Raw genomic sequence first — 20221 nt, forward strand, 5'->3', positions numbered from 1 at the left:
TTCGTACATATTAAGGAATAGTCTTTAGCCCCTCGGTTAATTGGGGCTAATGCTACTTTCCCCTTAAAGTAGTTCATCAAACAAATCGAATAACTGATCGAGTTCTTCGGTGGTGTTGTAGTGCATGCAACCAATACGTACAACGCCGCCAGTATCCAATACACCTAATTGCTTGCATAAACCTTGTTCGTAGAAGTTACCATCCCACACACATGTTGCTTACCTAAAAATAAGAGGATTAACTCATAAATAATGAAGGGATTTTAATGCAAATAGAGAGGGCTTTTGCGCCTTTACTTGATTAAAGTAAGGTCAATGAGGGGTTTTAAGTTATAAAACATCAATAACAAAAACTCTAAAGTTCAACTTAGTCGTAGGCTGGTAAGGTAGGTTGTAGCACCCCCATTCTTAATGTTCAAATAAATACGAATGATATTTCAGCATCCCTAATAAAAAAGCCTGCTAAGCAGGCTGTTATATACCCAAACGAGTTAAAATTAAACCGCTTGTTGGATTATCACGTTGTCTGCTTTTTTAGTGTAAGCAGGCATGCGATGGAAGTTCAAGTAGCGGTATGTATCTGATGCCGTTGCATTGATCTTAGCAGCATATTCTTGATACTCAGCAGAGGTTGGTAATCTACCTAAAATTGCAGCGATTGCAGCAAGTTCAGATGAAGCTAAAAATACATTTGCGCCATTACCTAAACGGTTGGGGAAGTTACGTGTAGAGGTAGACACAACTGTTGCTTGATCTGCAACACGTGCTTGGTTACCCATACATAGTGAACAACCTGGAGTTTCGATACGTGCGCCAACACGACCAAAAATACCGTAATAACCTTCTTCTGTAAGTTGGTCTTTATCCATTTTAGTAGGTGGAGCAACCCAAAGCTGAGTCGGTAATTGACCTTTAAAGCCATCAAGCAACTTACCTGCAGCACGGAAGTGACCAATGTTAGTCATACAAGAACCGATGAATACTTCATCAATTTTCTCGCCTGCAACATCAGAAAGAAGACGCGCATCATCTGGATCATTTGGTGCACAAAGAACTGGTTCTTTAATTTCGGCTAAATCGATATCAACTATATGAGCGTACTCAGCGTCTTTATCAGCTTCCATAAGTTCTGGGTTAGCTAACCACTCTTGCATTGCTGTAACACGACGTTCAATCGTACGTACATCGCCGTAACCTTCAGAGATCATCCACTTCAGCATAACAATGTTTGATTCTAGGTATTCAAAAATAGATTCTTTAGATAACTTAACTGTACAACCTGCCGCCGAACGCTCTGCAGATGCATCAGATAATTCAAATGCTTGCTCAACAGTTAGGTGCTCAACGCCTTCAATTTCTAGTACACGACCAGAGAATTCGTTAATTTTTCCTTTTTTCTCAACGGTTAATAAGCCTTGCTTAATACCGTAGTAAGGGATTGCATGTACTAGGTCACGTAATGTGATACCAGGCTGCATTTCGCCTTTAAAACGGACTAAAATTGATTCAGGCATATCAAGTGGCATGACACCAGTTGCTGCTGCGAATGCGACTGCACCCGACCCCGCTGGGAATGAAATACCTAATGGGAAACGTGTATGTGAATCACCACCAGTACCGACGGTATCTGGTAATAACATACGGTTTAACCATGAGTGGATAATACCGTCACCTGGACGAAGTGAAACACCGCCGCGGTTCATGATGAAATCAGGAAGCGTATGGTGAGTGTTTACATCAATAGGTTTGGGATAAGCCGATGTATGACAGAAAGACTGCATTGTTAAATCTGCAGAGAAACCTAAACAGGCTAAATCTTTAAGTTCATCACGTGTCATAGGACCTGTGGTATCTTGGGAGCCAACAGTGGTCATTTTAGGCTCACAGTATTGACCTGGGCGAATACCGGCAACGTTACATGCTTTACCCACCATTTTTTGCGCTAGTGTGAAGCCTTTATCAGAAGCTTCTGTTGCTGTTGGTACTTTAAATACGTCAGTCGCATCTAAACCTAGTGATGTACGTGCTTTATCTGTAAGGCCACGACCAATGATCAGTGGGATACGACCACCAGCACGAACTTCATCAAGAATTACGTCTGATTTAAGTGTAAACGTAGAGATCACGTCATCAGTACCGTGACGCTTAACAACACCTTCATAAGGGTAGATGTCGATTTGCTCACCCATGTTAAGCTCATCAACATTTAACTCGATTGGTAATGCGCCTGAATCTTCCATTGTGTTGAAGAAGATTGGCGCAATTTTATTGCCTAAACATACACCGCCAACACGCTTGTTTGGTACGAATGGGATATCATCGCCCATAAACCAAAGCACTGAATTAGTAGCAGACTTACGAGAAGAACCCGTACCAACAACATCACCTACATAGGCAAGTGGTAAGCCTTTTGTTTTTAATTCTTCAAGCTGAGTAATTGGGCCCACTTCACCAGGTTTATCTGGTGTAATACCGTCACGTTCAATTTTTAGCATTGCCAAAGCATGCAGAGGAATATCTGGGCGTGACCAAGCGTCTGGCGCTGGTGATAAATCATCAGTATTTGTTTCACCCGTTACTTTGAATACCGTAACTGAGATTTTTTCAGCAACAGCTGGTTTATTGGTAAACCATTCTGCAGCAGCCCAAGATTCAATAACTTGTTTAGCGTATTGATTACCCGCTTGTGCTTTTTCTTCAACATCATAAAATGCATCAAACATTAATAACGTATTTGCAAGACCTTTAACAATGATTGGGGCCAGCGCTTCTTCGTCAAGTAGTTCAATCATAGGAGCGATGTTGTAACCACCGAGCATAGTGCCTAATAGTTCAGCTGCTTTTTCTTTTGAAATTAGTGGTGAAGTTGCCTCACCTTTAGCAACTGCGGCTAAAAAACCAGCTTTGATGTAAGCTGCGTCATCTACACCTGGCGGCACGCGATTTACTAATAAGTCTAAAATAAACTCTTCTTCACCTGTAGGTGGTGTTTTAACTAGCTCGATAAGATCAGCCGTTTGCTGAGCATCCAATGCCGCTGGTACAATACCTAACGCGGCACGTTCTTCTACGTGTTTACGATAATCTTCTAGCACAATATTGCCCTCTTGGTGACGTGAAAGTATTCAGTAGTACGCGCTTTCACAAAACTTACCAAATACTTATAGAAATTTTTACAATTAATTATAGAGCTTTTAAATATAGATTAAAATCCATGCAACCAAGCAAAACTTTATACTCATTATAAATATAGTGAATAGCATTTCAGAAAAACACCATTCAAATGAATGTTAATTAACTGCGAATCATTACTATTTGTTAGGCATAAAAAAACCCAGCATATTGCTGGGCTTTTAATAAATCAAATGCTATTAACGCTTAACTTTCACGCGCTCAATTGACTTAATGTGTGCTTCTACACGACGGTTTTCCGCGTGTGCTGCAGGTGTATTGTCTGTATTTTTAAGACGCTCTTCACCCAGACCAACAGTAGTGATACGATCTTCAGCAATACCATCAGCAATTAGCTTAGCAGCAACTGCATCAGCACGCTTTTTCGATAACCACTTGTTGTACTCTGCTTTGCCAACAGCTGAAGAATGACCTTCAAGTAATACTGTTGTGTCTGTGTGCTCTTTTAAGAAGCTAGCAACGCTTTCAATACCGCTGTCATATTTACCAGCAACTTTTGAAGTATTATTAGGGAATGTTACTAACAAACTCTTAGTTACTTCACGGTCTTCATATAAAGTACAACCTGTTCCATCAACAGCATCTGTCATTGGTGTATTTGCACATTGGTCATCAGCATCAGGGATGTTATCACCATCGCTATCAACAGGAGCAACTGCTACAGGTACTACTGTAGCTGGGGCTGCTTTAACTGGCTCAGCAGCAGAACTTTGCTTGCCAAATAAATAACTCAGACCAAGTTTAGCACCTACATCTGTGTAACCACGGTCAAGACCTTGATATAGTGATGTTTCAGCATTAAATGCAAAATTATCAGTGAGATAATGTTGATAACCTGCACCCACATTAGCAAAAGTTAGGTTTTCTGTAATATCGATTTGTTTAAGACCGAAAATACCATAGAAAGGGCCGCCGTTGATGTGATACAAACCATCAATACCTAAACGATCACCGTCCATGCTTGTTGCGTTCATGGCTGGATTTGCATTTGAAATATCAAAATCCATATCAGCATATTCTATACGTGCACTCCAGTAATCGTTAAAACGATAACCAATTTCTGCACCCCAACCAGTTGAATCATCAACGTTAGTACCTGCGCTACCACGGACATTTTCCCATGAAGCATCGTAATAATCGCCAAAAGCACCGATAAAGAAGCCTTCTTTTTCAGCAGCGAAACTTGAAGCGCTAGTTGCAGCTAGTGCTAAGGCAATAGTAAGTGATTTTAATTTCATTGTTTCCTTCCCATTTTCACAATTAAAATTGTAGCTAAGAGACCCTAGCTCAATAAGTTTGACTTAGAATACCGTATCTTTAGTTAATCATTACTTAACGAAAATGTTTAAATGCATATTTTGCAATTTAAATATTTATTAAAATAAAGCGCTCTACATTATAGTTCAGATAAAAAACTTTACCTAACTTACTCATATATCGATTGTCAGCATCATAATTGCTATCTATGCAACTTCAACCACAACGCTTCTAATATCTTTGGCTGTACTAATTTAAATGCTGAAACTAATGAGTGCATTATATTGGTTAATTTTAAATCAACAAGTAGTTAGACCAGTTATTTCTTATAAATATTAAAAAATAACCTCTTATACTGAATTCGGCTAATACAAAAACCATCTCATTTCATTAGTGTTTGCTTGTTTTATGTACAATTCAAATAGCAGCAAAAATTTATTGATCCATTATGTACCACAAAATGTTTGGTAATTAGTATCCCCATCGACAGGCGGCGAGTACCAAAATGCAGGGCTTGCCAGCAATTGGTAGGGTGACTTCAAGGCCGTTAAATATTCATCTAACATACTACTTTCACCAGTACTTTCATACTCCTGTATTATGCTCTCAACGATGTGATTACGCGGGATCATGCGTGGGTTTGCCTCGCGCATTAGCTGATAGCTTTGCGTGTTTGTTCGGGCTAACCAGTTGATAGACCAATCAGTCAAGTCACTTGGAATAGCAACCTGACCAAGCAGTGATTCTGTTAAAGAATCAAAAGTATTGGTGTAATCGAGCTGATGGGTTTTCAGTAACGTTAATAACTCAGATACTAATTCAGCATCACCGTCTTGATGACCATCAAAGCCTAACTTTTTTGCCCACATCTGCGTAAAGGCTTGATGAAACTGCTCAGCAAAACCATTTATTAATGGACTTAGTAGCTCAACAGCCTGCTCTTCATCATCGCTAATTAAAGGAATCAAACTTTCAGCTAAACGGGCACAATTCCAATTAGCAATATTAGGTTGATTGCCAAAAGTATAGCGGCCTTGGCGATCAATAGAACTAAATACTGTATCAAAATCAAACTGATTCATCATTGCACATGGGCCATAATCGATAGTCTCACCACTGACGAGTGTATTATCGGTATTCATTACTCCATGAATAAAACCAACGCGCATCCAGCTAACAATAAGGGTAACTTGCTTTTCAATCACTGCACTTAAAAATGCTAAATAACGCACAGAGTCGGTAGACTTGATCTCAGGGTAATGACGCTCAATAGCTAAATCAACTAAGGCTTTTAAACCAGTAACATCACCTTGCGCAGCTAAATACTGAAACGAACCGACGCGTATATGGCTACTAGCAACGCGAGTAACAATGGCTCCTTGTTGTGGTGGTTGACGGTAAACAGTTTCCCCACTGGCAACTACTGCTAAACAACGTGTAGTAGAGATGCCAAGCCCGTGCATTGCCTCACTCATTATATATTCGCGTACCGCAGGACCGATTGCACAACGGCCATCACCCCCGCGTGAAAATGGCGTAGCACCAGAACCTTTGAGCTGAATGTCCCAAAGCTGTTGCTGCTGATCAGTTACCGCCCCTAATAAATGTGCTCGCCCATCACCTAAACGCGGTGAAAAATGCCCAAATTGATGCCCTGAGTAACCTAATGCCACAGCAGCAACATCGCTGTTATTAAGATTGCCAGAAAAAATTACCGCACGTTCTGATGTGGCAACCTCAAGATCAAGCTGCTTGGCTAACGTATCATTCCACAGCAGTAAGTTTGGAGCAATAACAGCACTTGGCTGATCAGCCACAGCAAAATCATCAGCAATCTGGGTGTAACGAGCAACTAGTTTCATAGTATTCCTTAGGCTTGGGTTGTTTGTATACCAACGCGATTGTCACCCACGCTGTATGCAACTAACAAACTGAGCTCTTGTAGGCTTAACCCGCTTTGTTGCTGCAATTCATTAAAAAAATGTTGAGCGCTGGCAAGTGACTTTTTAGTTTGTAAGCCGCCATCAATTATTTTATGAGCGCGGAGATAACTTTCCACATCTCGCGATAATAAAAAAGTGTCTTTGCCAAGTGCACGTAATGCATAAGGGCCTGTGTTGCCACCTAAACGCGCCCCGTGCTTCTTTAAATACCCCCACAAACCAATAATATCATCGCTCGGCCAATCTGCAATAAACTGACTAAAGCTGCCATGATCAGCTGCCACTTCATGGATCATATACGCATTTTCTGGGATCGTTTGCACTTTTTTAAAGTTCCGGACAATCCGCTCATCAGTGGCTTTTAGCTCAAGCATATCAGGCGGCATCATTAATAATTTAGCCACACTAAAATCCCAAAATACTTCCCGGAAACCTGACCATTTACTGTTGATCACTGACCAATAAAAACCACTTTGAAAAATTTTTCGGGTAAACTCTTCAAGCCATGCATCATCAGCTAAAGCTATTAATTGCTTTGCATTTTGAGGTGCAACAAGTAATTGCTGCAACATTGCAGCGCTACCTTTTCGCTGTGCCGCTCGTTGATATATATCTTGAAATTTTTCCATTGCTCACTACCACTGCTTGTTATTACACTTACTGTAACGCTATTTACGTTGTAAAAAAATGTCAGGAGCACATTGCAGCTAAAAATAAACTTAAAAACATCCTGCCTTGACACCTAGACGGCTAAAATGCTTTAATCACTGCCATTACCCCTATGTGAAGTGTGAGTTTTATTTTTTAAAACTGACATTTTGGGCTAGAAGAGGTGCGTTATTCAGGTAACGTATGTGAGGAGCACAACACTCCAGAGATCATACGTGAGGGGAATTAACGCCGAGAAATAACACTTTTTGTGAAGGGTTATTTCGGGCGACTGGGTTGAATCCCAGCGACTGTCACCAATAACAGTTTGGCTGTTAAAGTATTTGGTGGAGAGCTTCTGGTCTTAGTATAATAAGGCCGTAGCGCCCTATTGTATTAAGCCCATTCGCTCTTCGAATTATTGGTTCGAACGATGTTAATGCGGCTTCAATCCTAAAAGCTTATTAACTCCTCGAATAAATTATAAGTTCGTGAGAGATGATCAACAACTTCAATTTAAATAACTACCCTTTGTGGACGGCACTCGTCACGCCATTTACTGACGCTGGTGAAATCGACTATGCCACTCTTGATCAGTTAGTTGCACAGCAACAACTAGCCAACAATGGTATTTTATTACTTGGTAGCACAGGTGAAGGCTTAGCCCTTACCCTAAAAGAACAACAAGCGATTGTTGAACATGTGTGCCAATTAGCACCAATAGTACCACTGATGGTTGCAGTCGGCGGTATAAACCTAAAGCAACAAATTGCCTGGATTGAATACTGTAATCAGTTGCCCATTCATAGCTATTTACTGAGCACCCCCCTATACGCCAAACCCGGCGTGGTAGGCCAAACGCATTGGTTTGAAAGCTTGCTTAATACCAGTAAACATCCTTGCATGCTTTATAACGTACCAGGGCGCAGTGCTGTTGATATTCCACCAACTGTAATTTGCAACCTGAAAGACCATAAAAACTTGTGGGCACTCAAAGAAGCCAGTGGCGACATTACTAAATTTGAAGGTTTTAGAGAAGTCGCACCTAATTTAGCTATTTTTAGCGGTGACGATGCACTGATGCCTTACTTTGCTCAGGCTGGCGCAAAAGGTTTAGTCTCTGTGGCTGCTAATGCATGGCCTGTACAAACCCATGAATTTGTAAAACGAAGTCTCAGCGGTCAACACGCCAATTTATTTGCCGACTGGTCACAAGCTATTCAAAGCTTGTTTGCTGTCGCAAACCCTATCCCCGTCAAAGTATTGATGCATTTACAAGGGCGAATTAACAGCCCGTACTTACGTCCACCTTTGACACATCTTGAGTTAACGCAAACTGATTGTATTAACAACGCAAACAACACCATTTTATCTTGGCATTAAACACAGGTTTTTATAATGAGCTGGTTAGAACTATTAAATAATTTAGAATCGGGCGCGGTTCGCGCAGCAACACAAGACGAAAACGGCCAATGGCACGCTAATATAGAGGTAAAGCAAGGCATTTTAGAAGCGTTTAAAAACGGCACTAATATGGAGTTTGCTGGTGGCTTTGTTGATAAACATAACCTAGCGCCGCAAGGCTTTGCAGCCGATGCAGGCGTTCGCATGGTGCCAGGTGGTTCAAGTGTGCGCCGTGGTGCCCACGTTGCCAAAGGCACTATTATTATGCCACCTGCGTACGTAAATATTGGTGCGTTCATTGACGAGGGCACTATGGTCGATAGCCATGCATTAGTAGGCTCGTGTGCGCAAGTGGGTAAAAACGTACATTTAAGCGCAGCGGTACAATTAGGCGGGGTACTTGAACCAATTGGCGCAAGCCCAGTGGTAGTAGAAGACGATGCTTTTATCGGTGCAGGCTGTGTAATTGTTGAAGGCATGGTGGTTAAAAAAGGCGCGGTACTTGCCCCTGGTGTTCGCTTATCTGCAACCATCCCTGTTTATGATTGCGTTAATGAGCGCCAGCTTGATAAAGGCGAAGCTATTCCTGAATACGCGATTGTGATCCCGGGTTCTCGCCCTGCGTCAAATAATTGGGCGCGTGCTCAAGGTTTAAATATGTCGTGTGCCTTAATTGTTAAATACCGTGACGAGCAAAGTGACGCCTCATTACTTCTGGAAGAGGTTTTACGTTAATGACCTTTTTGAGCACGCCAGTTAAAAACGCCATTACTGAGTTATCAACTAAATTTGATACACCCTTTTTTGTTTACGATCTTGATACCCTAAACACACATTTAGCGCGTTTAGTGGCACAAACCGAGGTAAAACTCTGGTATGCCGTAAAAGCAAACCCATTATCTAGCGTGATCCAACGCCTAGATAACGCGGGTTTCAACTTTGATGTCGCCAGTAAAGGCGAGCTTGAACAAGTGCTTGCCCAAGGAGTTAACAGCGAGCGCGTGCTCAACACGGGGCCTGCTAAAAGCCCCAAACAAATTAAACACTTTATTGAGCGCGGAGTACGTATTTTTGTTGCCGAAAGTCTTAATCAAGTACGCTGGCTTAACGAACAAGCAAATCTACAAAACTGCCAGTTACAAGTATTGCTACGCGTGCAACTGCGTTGGCCTGATGGTGAAAAAAACCCTCTAGGCGGCGATAGCCTTACTCCATTTGGTTTGGGCTGCGATGAATGGCAAGCACTAAATACTAGCAACTACCCTGCACTTAGTTTTGATGGCCTACATATTTTTCAGTGGGGCAATATGCTCAGCAGCGACAAACTGGCACAGCTTTGGTCACAAATGGTTGCACCACTGCAACAACTTGCTAGCGATTTAGCTATTCACTTAAAAGTACTCGATTTAGGCGGCGGTTTAGGTATTCCTTACGCCCTTGATGCACCGACTTTAAGCTGGGATGCATTAATAGCAGCCCTTGCAAAAATTAAACGCGATGCAGGCGTTAAAGAGCTCTGGATGGAACTTGGTCGTTACGCGGTTGGCGAATGCGGCCATTACGCCACGCCTGTGGTTGAGCGCAAATTAAACTACAGCCAACAACAGGTGATTATGAGCGGCGGTATTAATCACTTATTGCGCCCTGCGGTTACTAATCAAGACTTTCCTGCACGTTTATTACGTGATTCAAACGCAGCAAACCAAGCAATGAGCCTATATGGGCCCTTATGTACAGCGCTGGATTGCTTAGGGGAGCACCAATTGCCGAATGATTTAAATGAACACGACTGGCTGGTGTTTAGTCAATGTGGCGCGTACGGCTTTACCGAAAGTATGCCGTACTTTTTATGCCATGAATTAGCCCGTGAATATGTTATACAAAACGGTGTATTAACCTGTGTACGTCAAGCTGAAGATGCCAGCTACTACCTAAGGTAATTGAGATGAATACTACAACTGTAATCAGCCAAGAAAACATCGTGGTTGGTGAAGTCGCAAACGGCCTGCCGCTCACAATTCCTGTGTATCGCTTAAAAGGCGATGGCACAGGGCCCAGTGTGTATGTGCAAGCTAATATGCACGGTGCTGAAGTACAAGGCAACGCAGTGATCTACCAACTGCTCGAACAATTAAAGCAACTAAAGCTTAAAGGCGATATCACCTTAGTACCTTACGCTAACCCAATTGGCTGTAATCAAAAGTCAGGGGAGTTTACCCTTGGTCGTTTTGATCCAATTACTGGCACTAATTGGAATCGCATGTATCACTGTAATAGTAAGCTCGCGAGTCAATTTGCCGAGCAATACCGTGATGCCGATGAGCAAGCCTTAAAAAGCGCTTTTAAAACTACGCTGATTGAAGAAGTAGATCAACAGCTCAACGGCCCTGCATATCGTTTAACTACCGGTAAACGTATTGCACTTAACTTACAAAAGCTCGCGCATCAGGCTGATATAGTGCTGGATTTGCACACTGGGCCGATCTCAAGCCAGCATTTATATTGTCCAGATTACGCCAAGACCAGCGCCAGCTATTTCAACATTCCCCATGTATTGTTCATTCCGAATGACTTTGATGGTGCGATGGATGAAGCCAGCTTCTGTCCATGGTGGCAACTAACCGAGGCATTAGCTCAACAAGGGCGTGAATTTAAGGTCCAGGTTGAGGCGTTCACGGTCGAGCTTGGTAGCCAAGAGAAAATAGATTTAAGCGCAGCCCTTGATGACGCACACAGTATTTTAAGCTACCTAAATCACAAGCAAGTGTTTATCGAGGCAGCGTATCAGCCAAAAATAATGAAGCGCTACGGCTGTAATTTAAATAATTATCTTGCTTACTATGCACCTATGGGCGGCATGGTTGAATATATTGCGCCACTTGGCGGCCATATTAAAGCCGGCGAGCCCATTGCAAAAGTACTGCGCATGGAGCGCTACCTTAGCGAGCAACCTTTACAAACGCTAAGTCTTGAGTGTGATGCCATCGCTATTTTGCATTTTGCCTCTGCAAGCGTAAATCAAGGAACCGAGCTATATAAATTCTTTACTAACGTATTTGAGCTTTAATTTTTATGTAAAGCTCAACCCTTCTCATTGCGTGAGAGCACGACGATCCAACTGGAAAAGTGCATTGAATAAGCGGCTTCGGCCGCTTTTTCTTTGTATTTATGATCGAAAAGCGCCACAATCACGTAAGTTCAGTAACAATTCACTGATGTTCAGTTACAATAACTGTTAGATAGAATGTATGGAATAAGTATTTTCGCTGATTTTTTGGCAGCGAAAATAGTCTATTCTCATTTACTAAAAACACAGTTAATTTTATCAAAGGAATAATAATGACTTGGCACTATGGGATCTTATTTACTGCACTATTATCAAGCACTGCATTTGCACAATCAGCACAAGCTAAAAAAACCAATGAACAAGACGATGCTCTTGAGCTAGTAAAGCAATGCATTTTAAATGAAGCTATTGCTGGTGATGGTAACCAAACGCTAGACCAACTTCGTAAAAAGTGTTCAGCACTTGATGAAAGCAGACAAGTAACCGCGCTTGATAAACGCCAAGCTCGCGAACAAGTAAGTCAGAAAAACCGCAATGTCATAACTCCTCACAAACGTAATTACATATTGCCTTTGTCATATGTATCACACCCAAATGTACGCCCGTTTGATGGCTTAAATGAATTAACCCAAGACAATGACGGCGAACCACTTGATAACCTTGAAGCAAAGTATCAACTATCAATAAAAGTTCCTTTATATAACGACTTTGATGATGAAGATCAGGCTGTATATTTTGGCTTTACATTGCAATCATTTTGGCAGCTTTATAACAAAGAAATCTCATCTCCATTTCGCGAAACAAATTACGAACCGGAGATCTTTTGGGTTAACTTCCTCGATCCTGAACATGTGCTTTGGGGTGATGAAATGGCAATTTCAATTGGCGCCGTACACCAATCAAATGGTCGAAGCCAACCCAACTCGCGATCATGGAACCGCATTTATGTTGATTTCATCTGGGAAAATGAAGGATTTGTTTTTAGCTTTAAACCTTGGTTCCGCATTTCAGAAGAAAGAAAAGAAGACCCTATGGTAGCAAAAGGTGATGACAATCCTGATATCCATAAATATATGGGGTACTTTGAATTTTCAGGTGCACATCGCTGGAACGAACACGAATTTAGTTTTATGACCCGTAATAATTTAAACTCAGATAATCGTGGCGCTATTCAATTAGATTGGTCATTCCCGTTATGGGGCAGACTAAGAGGCTATGCTCAATATTTTAATGGTTATGGCGAAAGCTTAATAGATTATAACGCTGATATAGAACGTATTGGTGTGGGTATATTGTTAACTGATTTACTTTAAAAATTAAGGCCAAGTAGTTGCTTGGCCTTTTCGTTGTTTATTTTGAGTCTAACTACTTAATAATTTTAAATGTGCCTTCAAACTCAGCGACCAGTGACTCACCATCGTAGATTGCAACGGGCACTACATAGCTCGCTTTGCCTTCTGACTCTAACTCAGCTAATTTACCTTTACAGCCACTTAAATCCACACTGCCACGCGGGTCGTTATTAAGCGGTTTTAAATATTTAATATTTGCATCGGCTAACACAATATTACCTTCAAGTCCGGCTTCTTTGAGTGCTAAATACGTTGCGCCCCAGCCAGTGAGCGTGGCTAAACTATAAATAGAACCGGCAAACATAGTGTTATGCAAGTTTAAATTCGCATTGAGATCCGCGCTGGTGGTAAATTGCCAATCAGTGTAGCTTTCCACTTTAATGCCCATAGCATCGCTGATCGGAATAGATTCGCGCCAAGTATTTTGCAATACTTGCGTCCAGTTAGGGTGGCGGAACCAGCCTGGCTCAGACGGTTTTTGTTTCACCATTTTCCAGTGTTGTACATCATCGTAGGCTAAGTGCGCCTTTTCTTTTAATTCATAACCATGGCGTTTATAAAATTCTAATGCTCGCTCACGAGCAAATAGCACCAATTCATCGGCATCTTGGGTCCAGGCTATTTTCTCGAGTTCATGCAATAAACGGCTACCAATGTGTTGATTACGGTTACCTTGTGCAACGGCCATATAACGGACTTGCGCTTGTTGTTGATTATTAAAGTGCAGTCGTGCAACACCTAACACGGCTCCTTCTTTATTCTTAATAAAGCGATGCTCAGCATCTTGCTCTAAATCATCCTGCTCAGAACCACGCGGTTCATTCCAAGGCGCACGCAATACTTGCCAACGTAATTGATAATACGCTTGCCAATCTTCGCTACTTTGTGGTGTTGTCACCTGAAACATAATCACTCCTGTTGCTACCAAGGCCGCAAACGCTTGTTAATTCAAGATGCGTTTATCTAACTAAAAATGCGGTCAGTTATTATTTGCAAACCACCATACTCCATCTGGTAAAAACTTGGAATACGACTTTGGTGAGCAACGCAAAATAACTGCTTTACCTGTAAAACTTGATAGACATATTGGCGCTTTAGGTTGACTCGTCTATGCTGATGTAACTATGGAACATTTTTTTGAAGACAACGGGGCAGTAAAGCACAGCTTTATAGAAGATTGTCACCGTATCGGGCAACTACTCTATTGGCACAAATATGGCGCCGATTGCATTCAAGTACGCCAACATAAGCAGTTACGTTGGCTACTGATCAACGAAACACTACAGTCTGTAGTCGAGAAAAGCAGCCCAAGTCATTTGCTGTTTCCACATTTACAATATTTAGCGCAATTATGGCAACCACTCCCAGCACCAAACGCGGTACTTGAGCTGGGTTTGGGTGGCGGCGCTATCCGCAATTATTTACAACACACCTACCCTGATAGTCAGCTGTTATCTGTAGAGAAAAACCCGAATATCATTCATTGTTACAAGCGCTTTTTTGGTGGGGCTCACGCATCTAATTTACGTTGTTTTGATGCTGAAGTTATACTTAATCAAGAACAAACATATGACTGGATAATTTTAGATTTATTCAGTCAATTAGACGCACCGCTATTTTTATACAAACACCGCTTTTACGAAAAACTGCGCTGTACTTTATCTAAAAATGGCTATTTGTTTATTAATTTTTTAGCCGGTCATAAATCGCAACTAAAGCAATTAGAACATTTGCTGATCACTACATTTGGGAAAATACCTAGCATCGAAAAAATTCCAGGTTATGCCAATAACATTGTGGTGATCAAAAAATAACTGTCAGTATTACTACACCGTTAAATTAAATGTCACTGGTCCATCATTACATAAACTTACCTGCATATCCGCAGCAAATTGCCCTGTTGCTACGCTTAGTCCCATAACTCTAGCTTGGCTAACAAAGTATTCGTATAACTCATTAGCCTGTGCAGGTGTCGCTGCTGATGAAAAACTCGGCCGCATGCCTTTTTTGGTATCTGCCGCCAGAGTAAATTGCGATACCACCAATAACTCACCTTGAATATCTTGCAGGCTTAAATTCATTTTGTCGTTTTCATCGCTAAATACGCGGTAATTGCTAACTTTATGTAGCAGCTTATCAGTACTTTGTAGGTCATCATGCTTTTCAACCCCAAGCAACAATAAAAGTCCTTGCTCAATTTGCCCAATTACCTGACCATCCACTTCAACTTTTGCGTGTTTTACCCGCTGAATTAATCCTTGCATTTATTCCTCGATAATTTGATACACATAAGATCGGCTGCGCGCCGTACTGCCGCTAAATATACATTATTATCAACACCATGCCCAACGCCATCTAATATAAGTAACTGCGCATTGAGTTGCTCGGCTAAATGCTGTACGGCATTAAAACGACACACTAAATCATGCCGGCCATGAATAAACCACGTAGGAATATTTCTAATTTTTTTATAGTGTTCAGCAATGAAGTTATCAGTAATAAAACATTGAGCCGTAAAATAATGCACCATCAAACGCGCCATATTTAATCCTAACTGTGGTGAACCTAATCCCCACTGATGCTGCAACTTGCCATAACTTAATACGTTTTCCCATTGGCACCATAATTGAGCAAAGTGGTTCGCATTAATTTGATTATCATCATTTAATTGCTGCTGATAGAACGTAAGAATACTGGCGACATCTGGCAAGCCTTGAGAAAACAATTGATATAATTCAGGATAAAAATGGGCAGCGGCACCTTGACTACCATATAACCACTGAATATCAGCCGATGTAGCCAAAAACGTGCCCCGTAAAATTAACCCATTTACATGTTGCGTGTGTACAACTGCATACAGCAAACATAAAGTTGCCCCCCACGAACCTCCGCTTAACACCCACTTTTCTAGCCCTAGGTAAGTGCGTAAATAATCAAGATCAGCAACCAGTTCTGTGGTTGTATTAGCACTAGTTAAATGAGGGGTTGATTGCCCGCAGCCACGTTGGCTATATAAAATAATACGATAACGAGTAGGATCAAAGAAACGGCAATTATCTGCATGCAAGCCTACGCCAGGGCCACCATGGCAAATAACTACCGGCAAGCCTGCAGGATCGCCGTACTCTTGTACATGAATTTGATGCCCACTCCCCACACTCAGATGAAAATCATGGTATGGGGTAATATTGGGATATAACTGCATAATGCCGATTCTCCTATCAGCGATGCAGTGAGTTACTTATTAGCATCGCCCTCGTCAAGGATAATATCGGGTATATCTTCGATATTTTTAGGGCTAATGCACACTGTAAACTCTGCACCGAGTAACACAACCACCCACGACAAATACACCCACACAAACAAAATAGGAATCGTTGCCACCGCGCCGTAAATCACTTCATACGATGGAAAATGACTAATATAAAGCGCAAACCCTTTTTTAGTTAACTCAAATAGTAAGGCTGCAAATAAAGCACCAGGTACTGCGGCTTTAAAAGGTACGCGAGTATTAGGTACTAAAGTATAGAGCATAATAAAGCCAGCCATGGAAATTAAATAAGGCAGCAATTTTAATAAAAAGCCACTAAAGCCTGGGATCCCCTGATCGGCAAATGATACTAACGACACAATATATGAAGTAACACCAATACTTGCCCCCAATAACAATGGCCCTAAACTCAACACCATCCAATATACTGCGAAAGAAATCATCATCGGTCGCTTGGTTTTAATCCGCCAAATTCGATTTAACGTTGCATCAACATTACGGATCAGTAGCAATGCTATAGCTGCGAGAAAACCAATGCCTACCGCAGTCATTTGATTTGCATTACCTGCAAAAGACGTTATATGCTCTTTAATTACATCTGATGAGGTAGGCACAAAGTTAGTAAATAAAAAATTTTCAATCGCAATTCGGGTATTTTCAAAACCAGGAAATGCCGAGAAAATAGCCACACCAACTGCAATTAAAGGAACCAATGAAAGTAAGGTTACATAGGCTAAATAACCAGCATTTACAGTTATTTGGTCATCAATGCAGCGATTAATATACTGCATCCACCAAGCTGGCTGCTGACGTATAAGTACTTTCAATTGCTGTTTATAATGTGCGACCTTTTCGTTCATAAAATTAACTTTCTGCTAAAATAGTTTTGATTATCATAGCAATCCACCACATAATTTACAGCACTAACGGATTTAAAAAGGGATCTCAATGAATAAATTGACTTTACTCAGCGCACCAATGTTGGCCTTATCACTGGCTTTGTCTGGCTGCCAATCTGCATATTACTCGGCTATGGAGTCGGTTGGTGTGCATAAACGTGATATTTTAGTGGACCGCGTAGAAGCAACTAAGGAGTCTCAAGAAGAGTCTCAAGAAGAATTCCAATCAGCACTTGAACGTTTAACAGCATTGATTAACTTTGATGGTGGAGATGTACAAGCAGCCTATGACCAACTCAATGATGACTACGAGTCTAGCCTTGCGGCTGCTAATGACGTTACAAATAACATCAACAAAGTTGAAGATGTAGCACAAGCATTGTTTGAAGAATGGAGCGAAGAATTAGAACAATATTCTAACGCTTCACTTAAACGTGAAAGCAATAAAAAGCTCACCGTAACCAAACGTGACTTTGATAAACTATTACGTTCAATGCGTAATGCTGAAAGTAAGATGGAGCCTGTGTTGTCGTCACTGCATGACAATGTTTTATATTTAAAGCATAACTTAAATGCACAAGCGGTCACGGCAATTCAAGGTGAATTTACTAACCTTAAACGCGATATAAAAGTGTTAATGGATGATATGAACAAGTCGATTGCTGATTCTAATAAATTTATTGAGCAAATGAATACCGCGGGCTAATTATTAAAAACCCGTTTACTAAGCCTACTAAATTGTAGGCTTTTTATTGTTACTTTTTGTTACCTTTAAGCTATTCGTTAATCCGCTGTTGTTGTTATACTTTTACAGAATAATAATTAGAACAGTAAAATGAAGTTTAAAGCTGTTTAGCAGTATCGAACCCACTGTTCTGATCTGGCAGCTGGCCGCTTATAGCTCTTCTCCTCGCTAACTAATAACCACTAAAAAGCCGCTGTATTTTGCAATACAGCGGCTTTTAAAATCACTTTATTTTTAAATAATAAGGTGATTATGCTTTAGGTGCACGACCCGCACGTTTACGCTCATTTTCAGTTAAATGACGCTTACGAATACGAATGTTCTCAGGTGTAACTTCTACTAGTTCATCATCAGCGATAAACTCAAGCGCTTGCTCAAGTGAATAGTTAAGTGCTGGTGTGAGTGTTTGTGCTTCATCTGTACCAGATGCACGAACGTTAGTAAGTTGCTTACCTTTAAGCGCGTTAACTGTAAGGTCGTTATCACGGCTATGAATACCGATAACCATACCTTCATAAACTTCAACACCGTGACCAATGAATAAACGGCCGCGCTCTTGTAAGTTAAATAATGCGTTAGTTAGTGCCTTACCAGTTGCGTTTGCAATCATAACGCCGTTCTTACGAACACCTAGCTCGCCACCTTTGTGCGGACCATAGTGATCGAACGTGTGGTAAAGTAAACCAGAACCAGATGTTAACGTCATGAACTCAGTTTGGAAACCGATTAAACCACGGCTAGGGATCATGAAGTCCAAACGCATACGACCTTTACCATCTGGGGCCATATCAGTAAGCTCACCTTTACGAAGGCCAATTTGCTCCATGATAGAACCCTGGTGCTCTTCTTGACAGTCAATTGTTAGTGTTTCATACGGTTCTTCTAACACACCATCAACTGTACGTAAGATTACTTCTGGACGAGATACTGCTAACTCGTAACCTTCACGACGCATGTTTTCAATTAAGATACCTAGGTGTAATTCACCACGACCCGATACACGGAAGCTATCTGGGTTATCTGTATCTGCAACACGAAGTGCTACGTTGTGTACTAATTCTTTGTCTAAACGCTCACGGATATTACGTGATGTTACAAACTTACCTTCTTTACCACAAAAAGGTGAGTTATTTACAGAGAACGTCATTGTTACAGTTGGCTCATCAACACTTAGTGGTGGTAATGCTTCAACGTTGCCAGGGAAACAAACTGTATCAGAGATCTTAAGCTCACCAATACCTGTTACTGTTACGATATTACCTGCGTAAGCCTTATCAGTTTCGATACGCTCAAGGCCTAAGTAACTTTGTACCGCACCGATTTTACCGTTACGTTTAGAGCCGTCAGCGCCAATGATAGTAACTTGTTGGTTAGGAGAAACAGAGCCACGCTTAATACGACCTATACCAATTACACCAACATATGAGTTGTAATCAAGTTGAGAGATCTGCATTTGGAAGTCACCTTCAGGATCTGCATCCGGTGGTGATACTTCATCAACGATCATCTTGAACATAGGTTCCATGTTGTCTGATGGCTCGTCTAAATCTAATGTTGCCCAGCCGTTGATTGCTGACGCATAGATTACTTTAAAGTCTAACTGTTCATCAGTTGCGCCTAGGTTGTCGAATAAATCAAAGATTTGATCCATAACCCAATCAGGACGTGCACCTGGCTTATCAATTTTATTGATAACAACGATTGGCTTTAAGCCTTGCGCGAATGCTTTTTGCGTAACAAAACGCGTTTGTGGCATTGGACCTTCTTGAGCATCAACAAGTAGTAATACTGAGTCAGCCATCGAAAGTACGCGTTCAACTTCACCGCCAAAGTCGGCGTGTCCAGGGGTATCTACGATATTGATATGGTAGTCATTCCATGAAATGGCTGTGTTTTTAGCCAAAATGGTAATACCACGTTCTTTCTCAATGTCGTTTGAGTCCATCACGCGCTCTTCGTTACCGCCGCGTGTTTCTAATGTACCTGATTGCTCAAGTAGTTTGTCAACCAGTGTTGTTTTACCGTGGTCAACGTGCGCGATAATCGCTATATTTCTTAACTGTTCGATGCTCATATATTTACTCAGAGAAGTTTATTCTCATTGATCCTGCAAGATCTACGCACTCATCTGCGTTTTCACCAGATGTCCCAGCATAGGATTTAAAAGGGCGCATATTATCCCTTATTAATGACATGGATGAAAGTTTATCCAATATATATTTCAAAACTTTCTTCATACTTCTAATAAGTATCTGTTTTATATATGACATTTTCATTAATTTAATTTTTCAATTTGCCACTATTTTGCTCATTCCTAGCTATAATTGTTATAATTTGGCAGTATTTGCAAAGTAAGTTAACACAATAACAGTGTTCGTTATATGTACAGCTTGTTCGTAAATAGTATTTATTTAATGCATGCACCAAAATGATCATATCACGC

General features: G+C 41.1%; 16 protein-coding genes, 1 pseudogene and 1 riboswitch. Of the genes and pseudogenes, 7 read left to right on the plus strand and 10 right to left on the minus strand.

What is annotated here, in order from left to right; all coding sequences use genetic code 11:
• Window positions 1–63: 63 nt before the first annotated feature.
• The 5 genes and pseudogenes from HHO47_RS05980 to HHO47_RS06000 all read right to left on the minus strand — a co-directional run.
• Window positions 64–213 (minus strand): annotated as a pseudogene (locus HHO47_RS05980) (cysteine desulfurase-like protein); the annotation flags it as partial.
• Window positions 214–497: 284 nt separating this feature from the next.
• Complete coding sequence (gene acnB / locus HHO47_RS05985; RefSeq protein ID WP_169019462.1) at window positions 498–3095, minus strand: bifunctional aconitate hydratase 2/2-methylisocitrate dehydratase; 2598 nt, start codon at window positions 3093–3095, stop codon at window positions 498–500.
• A gap of 276 nt (window positions 3096–3371) precedes the next feature.
• Window positions 3372–4430 carry an OmpA family protein gene (locus tag HHO47_RS05990; protein WP_169019463.1) on the minus strand — a complete coding sequence of 353 codons (1059 nt, stop codon included), beginning with the start codon at window positions 4428–4430 and terminating at the stop codon, window positions 3372–3374.
• A 465-nt stretch (window positions 4431–4895) separates the two neighbouring features.
• The gene (locus tag HHO47_RS05995; RefSeq protein ID WP_169019464.1) at window positions 4896–6311 is read right to left on the minus strand and encodes a protein adenylyltransferase SelO; all 1416 of its coding nucleotides are present in this window, start codon (window positions 6309–6311) and stop codon (window positions 4896–4898) included.
• Between the two features lie 8 nt (window positions 6312–6319).
• A complete protein-coding gene (locus tag HHO47_RS06000; RefSeq protein WP_169019465.1) occupies window positions 6320–7021 on the minus strand; it encodes a DNA-3-methyladenine glycosylase I in 702 nt (233 codons plus the stop codon).
• Window positions 7022–7211: 190 nt separating this feature from the next.
• A riboswitch (Lysine riboswitch) is annotated at window positions 7212–7406 on the plus strand.
• A 132-nt stretch (window positions 7407–7538) separates the two neighbouring features.
• Between HHO47_RS06000 and dapA the strand changes: the two genes are divergently transcribed.
• From dapA to HHO47_RS06025, 5 genes are all read left to right on the plus strand, one after another.
• Window positions 7539–8423, plus strand: a complete 885-nt coding sequence (gene dapA / locus HHO47_RS06005) for a 4-hydroxy-tetrahydrodipicolinate synthase (protein ID WP_169019466.1) — start codon at window positions 7539–7541, stop codon at window positions 8421–8423.
• A gap of 15 nt (window positions 8424–8438) precedes the next feature.
• The gene (locus HHO47_RS06010; protein WP_169019467.1) at window positions 8439–9179 is read left to right on the plus strand and encodes a 2,3,4,5-tetrahydropyridine-2,6-dicarboxylate N-succinyltransferase; all 741 of its coding nucleotides are present in this window, start codon (window positions 8439–8441) and stop codon (window positions 9177–9179) included.
• Complete coding sequence (locus tag HHO47_RS06015) at window positions 9179–10384, plus strand: PLP-dependent decarboxylase (RefSeq protein WP_169019468.1); 1206 nt, start codon at window positions 9179–9181, stop codon at window positions 10382–10384. Before HHO47_RS06010 ends, HHO47_RS06015 begins: the two co-directional genes overlap by 1 nt.
• Before the next feature lie 5 nt (window positions 10385–10389).
• On the plus strand, window positions 10390–11511 hold the full coding sequence (locus HHO47_RS06020; RefSeq protein WP_169019469.1) for a succinylglutamate desuccinylase/aspartoacylase family protein: 1122 nt from the start codon (window positions 10390–10392) through the stop codon (window positions 11509–11511).
• A 272-nt stretch (window positions 11512–11783) separates the two neighbouring features.
• Window positions 11784–12824, plus strand: coding sequence for a phospholipase A (locus tag HHO47_RS06025; RefSeq protein ID WP_169019470.1), 1041 nt, complete (start codon window positions 11784–11786; stop codon window positions 12822–12824).
• Window positions 12825–12876: 52 nt separating this feature from the next.
• On the opposite strand, the gene HHO47_RS06030 is transcribed toward HHO47_RS06025, so the two are convergent.
• Window positions 12877–13770, minus strand: a complete 894-nt coding sequence (locus HHO47_RS06030; RefSeq protein ID WP_169019471.1) for a bifunctional GNAT family N-acetyltransferase/hotdog fold thioesterase — start codon at window positions 13768–13770, stop codon at window positions 12877–12879.
• A gap of 217 nt (window positions 13771–13987) precedes the next feature.
• Here HHO47_RS06030 and HHO47_RS06035 point away from each other — a divergent pair, with 217 nt between their 5' ends.
• Window positions 13988–14677 carry a spermidine synthase gene (locus tag HHO47_RS06035; protein WP_169019472.1) on the plus strand — a complete coding sequence of 230 codons (690 nt, stop codon included), beginning with the start codon at window positions 13988–13990 and terminating at the stop codon, window positions 14675–14677.
• 12 nt (window positions 14678–14689) lie between these two features.
• Here HHO47_RS06035 and dtd read toward each other — a convergent pair whose 3' ends face one another.
• Genes dtd through HHO47_RS06050 form a run of 3 tightly spaced genes read right to left on the minus strand, consistent with a single transcriptional unit; the run spans window position 14690 to window position 16994 of the window.
• The gene (gene dtd / locus HHO47_RS06040; RefSeq protein WP_169019473.1) at window positions 14690–15127 is read right to left on the minus strand and encodes a D-aminoacyl-tRNA deacylase; all 438 of its coding nucleotides are present in this window, start codon (window positions 15125–15127) and stop codon (window positions 14690–14692) included.
• Complete coding sequence (locus HHO47_RS06045) at window positions 15115–16068, minus strand: alpha/beta fold hydrolase (protein WP_169019474.1); 954 nt, start codon at window positions 16066–16068, stop codon at window positions 15115–15117. The genes dtd and HHO47_RS06045 overlap by 13 nt, the downstream gene beginning before the upstream one ends.
• A 32-nt stretch (window positions 16069–16100) precedes the next feature.
• Window positions 16101–16994, minus strand: coding sequence for a virulence factor BrkB family protein (locus tag HHO47_RS06050; RefSeq protein ID WP_169019475.1), 894 nt, complete (start codon window positions 16992–16994; stop codon window positions 16101–16103).
• A gap of 88 nt (window positions 16995–17082) precedes the next feature.
• Here HHO47_RS06050 and HHO47_RS06055 point away from each other — a divergent pair, with 88 nt between their 5' ends.
• Window positions 17083–17739, plus strand: a complete 657-nt coding sequence (locus HHO47_RS06055; RefSeq protein ID WP_169019476.1) for a DUF2959 domain-containing protein — start codon at window positions 17083–17085, stop codon at window positions 17737–17739.
• A gap of 289 nt (window positions 17740–18028) precedes the next feature.
• On the opposite strand, the gene typA is transcribed toward HHO47_RS06055, so the two are convergent.
• The gene (typA, locus tag HHO47_RS06060) at window positions 18029–19852 is read right to left on the minus strand and encodes a translational GTPase TypA (protein WP_169019477.1); all 1824 of its coding nucleotides are present in this window, start codon (window positions 19850–19852) and stop codon (window positions 18029–18031) included.
• Window positions 19853–20221: the final 369 nt, after the last annotated feature.

Source organism: Pseudoalteromonas arctica (assembly GCF_012927645.1).
GTDB lineage: Bacteria > Pseudomonadota > Gammaproteobacteria > Enterobacterales > Alteromonadaceae > Pseudoalteromonas > Pseudoalteromonas arctica_A.